The 4,839-nt window shown below is 71.3% G+C and carries 4 protein-coding genes and 1 pseudogene; 2 read left to right on the top strand and 3 right to left on the bottom strand.

Going from position 1 to position 4,839, the window contains the following annotated elements; translation table 11 throughout:
- Window positions 1–422, top strand: a pseudogene (locus ACY45C_RS13125) (hypothetical protein); the annotation flags it as partial.
- Window positions 409–1,179: an FkbM family methyltransferase gene (locus ACY45C_RS13120; protein WP_462187905.1), complete on the top strand. Its 771-nt coding sequence runs from the start codon at window positions 409–411 to the stop codon at window positions 1,177–1,179. The pseudogene ACY45C_RS13125 and the gene ACY45C_RS13120, both read left to right, overlap by 14 nt.
- Here the strand turns inward: ACY45C_RS13120 and ACY45C_RS13115 are convergent.
- The 3 genes from ACY45C_RS13115 to ACY45C_RS13105 all read right to left on the bottom strand — a co-directional run.
- On the bottom strand, window positions 1,163–2,167 hold the full coding sequence (locus ACY45C_RS13115; protein WP_462187904.1) for a glycosyltransferase: 1,005 nt from the start codon (window positions 2,165–2,167) through the stop codon (window positions 1,163–1,165). The genes ACY45C_RS13120 and ACY45C_RS13115 overlap by 17 nt on opposite strands.
- Window positions 2,164–3,021 carry an FkbM family methyltransferase gene (locus ACY45C_RS13110; protein ID WP_462187903.1) on the bottom strand — a complete coding sequence of 286 codons (858 nt, stop codon included), beginning with the start codon at window positions 3,019–3,021 and terminating at the stop codon, window positions 2,164–2,166. Before ACY45C_RS13110 ends, ACY45C_RS13115 begins: the two co-directional genes overlap by 4 nt.
- Before the next feature lie 77 nt (window positions 3,022–3,098).
- The coding region (locus ACY45C_RS13105; protein WP_462187902.1) for a heparinase II/III domain-containing protein at window positions 3,099–4,839 on the bottom strand (1,741 nt) is incomplete at its 5' end.

The following is a 4,839-nucleotide window of genomic DNA, read 5'->3' as shown; positions in this document are numbered from 1 at the left end:
CCTGGCCCGTCCTGACCGCCGTGCCCCGGGCGGTCTGGCCCGACAAACCGATCAGGGCCACCGGCTACGAGTTCAAACAGCAGTACCTCTCGGGGAACGCCCGGATCTACTCCGCGGCCGCCGTCTCCCCCCAGACCGACCTCTATCTGCACGGGGGCCTGCTTCCCCTGCTGGTCGGCATGGCACTGCTGGGCGCCGGTTTCCGGCTGATCGACGAGGCGTGGGACCCGGCGAAGGATCTGCGCTACATCGTGATCTTCGTTCCGCTCTTCCTCCAATTGGTCAACTCCGAGAGCAGCGTGGGGGACCTCCTCGCGGCGTTGCCCATCCAGCTGGCCGTGCTGTTCCTGACGGCACGTTTCGCCTACGGCGGTGCCCGGCCCGTAACGAAGGGAAAAGATCCTACTCATGGACGCCAGTGATGTTCTTTACCGAACCAAGATCTCGATCGCCGGTGTCCTGACGTCCCCGGCGGTGGGGACAGTCATCGCGGCGGCCACCCGCAACCGGGTCCCCAACCACGGGCTGCGTTTCGACGTGGCTGACCGCGACTTCACCCCGCAGGCGCGGGCGGCGCTGTTCTGGCGGCTGTACGAAGGGGCCGAGATTCGGATGATCCGCCGTCATCTCACGACCTCGGGCACCGTCGTGGAACTCGGTGCGAGTCTGGGCATCACCAGCGCGCATATCGCCTCGCGGCTGGCCCCCGGCTCGCGGCTGGTGTGCGTGGAGGCAAACCCTCACCTCATCGAGGGCCTCACGCGACGCCTGGCCGCGTACGCCGGGCACATCACCCTGGACGTGGAGAACAGGGCGATCACGCAGGCCGTGGGCCCGGTGGCGTTCGCCCTCGTCGGGAACAACCTCGGTTCCCGGTTGTGGGACGACGCGTCGCGGCGGACCGTCACCATTCCGGCGGCCACGCTTCGGGACCTGCTGGTACGCAGGAGGATCGCGGAATTCGACCTCGTCAGCGACATCGAGGGTGCGGAGGCGTCGTTTCTGTTGGGGGATCCGGGCGCGCTGGACCGGTGCCGTCGAGCGGTGTTCGAGATGCACGACACGACCTTCGAGGGACGGCCCGTCACCGCGGCGGACCTGCTCGACGCCGCGCGTGGACTGGGCTTCCAGGTGGTCGACCGCCACGGGGTGGTGGTCACGCTCAGCCGGGACGGGTGAGCTCCCCCGTGCGGGCCGCCTTCTCCCGCCGGTCGGTTCCCCCCGCGGGGTCCGGTGGACCGATCGGCCGGTCCCGGGCCGGGCGAGGACGCGGGACGGAGCGGGCCTCGCGCGTCCACGTACTCCACAGGGACGCCCGGGGTTCCCCGGGCAGGGTCTGGTCGATGTCGGGGATGCGGGCGAGACCGTCCACGACGCCGCGCAGGCCGCAGTGGACGCGGACGATTCCGCGCCGGCGCACCAGCTCGGACACGGCGACCCGGGGCAGCACCGCCAGGAGCAGCCAGGCGGTCACCAGCGCCACCTGCCGCGGGCGGCCGTGGAGGCGGGCGAACCACAGCCGGTTGCGCACCGTGTAGTAGGTGTAGCCGTTGCTGGGTACCGTCCCACCACCAGTGTGCCAGGCCTGGGCCGGACTGACGAGGACACGCCACCCGGCCGCCTGAGCGCGGTGGCAGAGATCCACGTCCTCGTAGTACAGGAAGTACCGAACGGCCATCGGCACCTGCCGATGACACTCGGCCTTGATAAAGGTGATCGCGCCGGTGACCCACGGCACGTCATCGGCGTGGTCCGTGGGGGTCCGGCGGGCGCGCGGCACGGTGAAGACGCGGGTGAGTCCGGCGAAGCCCGGATGCAGACCGTCGGCGTTGACCAGAGTGGGTCCGACGATGCCCACGTCCGGGCGGGACAGCAGTTCCAGACAGGCGTCGACGGTGGCCGGCACGAGCTGGACGTCATTGTTGAGCAGGAGATAGCAGTCGGTGGCTGGATAGGCGTCACACGCGTGCCGGAAGCCGCCGCCGAAACCGAGGTTGCCGGGGGGGATGAGCCAGGCCGTCTCCTCCCCGAGGCCGTCGGGCCGTCCTCGCAGATCGTTCGCCACCACGACGACCTCGCTGATCCGAGGTATCGCCGCCAGTTGCGCGGCCAGATCCATCGTCGGCGCGGTCGGCCCCCAGTGGACGATGACCGCCGTGGTCCTCATGCGCGCACCAGGGGTTCGGGAACCTGCCCGGACGCGGGTCGCGCGGTGGCGGGCGGGACGTCCGGCACGGCCAACGTGGACCAGGGTGCCGCCGTCAGGAATCGCCGAGCCGGCGGCGGAACCTCCGCGTCGACGATGCGGTACCCGTGCCCGCGCAGCAGGTCGCCGACGGCCTCGGCGTTGCGTCCGGTGACCTCGCAGATCACGGTCGGGCGGATGTCGCCCAGAAGCCGGCGCCCACCGCTGAGGACCGCGTGCTCGGCCCCCTCCACGTCGATTTTCACGACGTCCGGTGCCGGGAAATGGGAGAGCAGGCCGTCCAGGGTAAAGGTCGGCACGAGCTGCGCCGCGCGGGTGCCGCCGGTCTGGCTGCTGCCGAATCCGTCCAGATGGCTGGTCGCGCGGTTGCGACTCGCGATGTGGAACGTGCTGATCCCCGGGGCCGCGCCGACCGCGGCGGGCAGGATCTTCACCGTGGCACGGCCATCGGTGGCCGATGATCCGCCGCGGCGTGGTGACCGTGTCTGCGACCGGCGCAACATCCCGACCAGCCAGGTGTCGGGCTCGACCGCGACGACCGTGCCGGACGACGTCGCGGCGGACGCGGCGGCGAAGGCGAACAGTCCCACGTTCGCGCCGATGTCCCAGACCACGTGGCCGGGGCGCACGACCTCGCCGACCAGGTCGGTCAGGACCGGATCGACGGCGGCGAGACTGGGGCGCAGATACTTCAGACCCGCCTCGGAAGAGACGTAGATGCGCGTCGCCTGGAAGGGCGGCGGCAGGCGGCGGGCCACCACCAGATGGTGGGTGAGCCGTTCCGCGAAAGGGCGTAGGGCGGACAGGGTCGGCACGGTGTTCTCCTGTCGGGCAGTTTGTTCGGTTTCGTGGTGATGCGGTGTGACCGGGGTGGGTCAGGTCCGGGTGTGCGTCAGAGGCGGGCGGGCGACGATTCCGTGTCGCCGGAGCGCAAGTCGCCGGAGCGCAGGTTGCCGGAGCGGACCTCGTGGACGACCGTGGTGCGTACCGCGACAGGCAGCTCGGTATCGATCACGTACGCGGCGGTGTACGCCGGCACCGTACGGCTCCATCCGACCGCCCGGCGGGTGGAGCGCACCACCCACCGCCCCGGTCCGCCGGCCCGCAGGACCAGCCGTCCCTGGGACGTGCTCACCGTGAGCGCCTCCGTGGCCCCGCTCCGGGTGGCCGCGTTCCGGCTGGTCCCGCTCGAAGTGGTCCCGCTCGAAGCGGTACTGGTTTGCCTGGTATCGACCGCCGCGGCGGTGACGGACACCCCGGGGGCGAAGTGGAACAGCACCTCGACGTGGTGGCGGCCCTCCCCGGTGATCCGATCGTCGACGGACAACCCACTCGGGTCGAGTCGCCACGTCCGCCAGTGCACGGGTCGCCCCGGAAGGTGGCGGTAGCCATCATGGCCGGCGGCCAACGTCGCCACGTTCTCGTGGTGGCGCATCGTGACAAGAGTGGGACGGGCCCGGCGGCCCGCCCGGAACGCGCCCCAGACCTCGGTCGAGTCGGCGTGATCGACGATGACGGTCGAGTGGGCGGCGGTACCACGTTCGGCGTCCCGGTCCGGTCCGGGGGCGTAGGTCGAGGTCCCGGTATCCACCAGGAGCGGCCGGCCGTCGTGCCAGAGCAGAAACGCGAGGGTGTCGGCGTGGGCGTGGGCCGGAAGGTCCTCGGGACAGGGCAGGCCCACGTCGGCGAGCAGATGCCACGGTCCCGCCGTCAGCACGGCGAGACCGCTGTCGACCAGCAGAAGGCCGCCGGTCTGGTCAGATGCGGGCGTCCGCGGACGGTGCGCGGTCCCCACGGTCGGCTGCGGCGTCGAGGTCGGCATCTCGGCCGGGCGCGGTGCCGGGATTGGGATCGGACCCGGACCCGGACCCTGGACGGAGATCGGCGTCGATCTCACCGGAGCCGGGAGAAGCAGCCGCAGGGCCTCGGCGGGCACCGCGAATCCGTCGTTGAGCGTGGGAACCATACCGTCCGGTCCGAGCACGGCCGTCAGCCAGGCCCGCATCCTGCCGGCCGCGTCGAGCAGTGCGCCGGGCACCGCGTGGCCCGCCGCGGTGAGCAGCCCGGCGACGTCGTCGAGGTCGGCCAGCACCTGACAGTGATAGGTAGGGGAGCGTTCGTAGTGTCCACCGTCGCTGAGGACCTGCCGATCGAGCTCGCGCAGCAGCGCGTCGACCCATCGTCGGCGGCCGCGGGCGTCGTCATCGGCGACCGCCAGCCCGATCAGTGCCTTGTAGTTCTTCAGCAGGTGGTTCCCGCCGACGTCGGTCTCCAGATGAGTGCGCAGGAAGGACCGGCAGACGCCGAGGTCGGCGAGGACCGCCATCTCGGCGGGCGTTCCCCGCGCGAGCCGGGGCCACAAGGCACACAGCGTCCAGGCCCGGAGCGACACGACATAGGGCGACCAGGCAACCGGATCGCCTAGGGCCACCGAGGTCCGCCAGGCCAGATACAGCCGGGCGAACATCGCCGGCCCCTGAACAGCCTCGGTGGTGAATGCCCATGCCCAGTCCCAGTAGTGCAGATGGTAGCGCCACAGCAGCGGAGCGTCGGCCTGCCTCCAGTCCCATCGGGCTGGGGCCGCGGCGGCGCCGGCCCCCGTGGGGGTGGCGGTCGTGGGGGTGGGGGGCGCG

It is taken from the genome of Frankia sp. CcWB2 (genome assembly GCF_977927585.1).
Note: the sequence above shows the minus strand (reverse complement) of the source record. Positions and strands in the feature narration are given on the sequence as shown.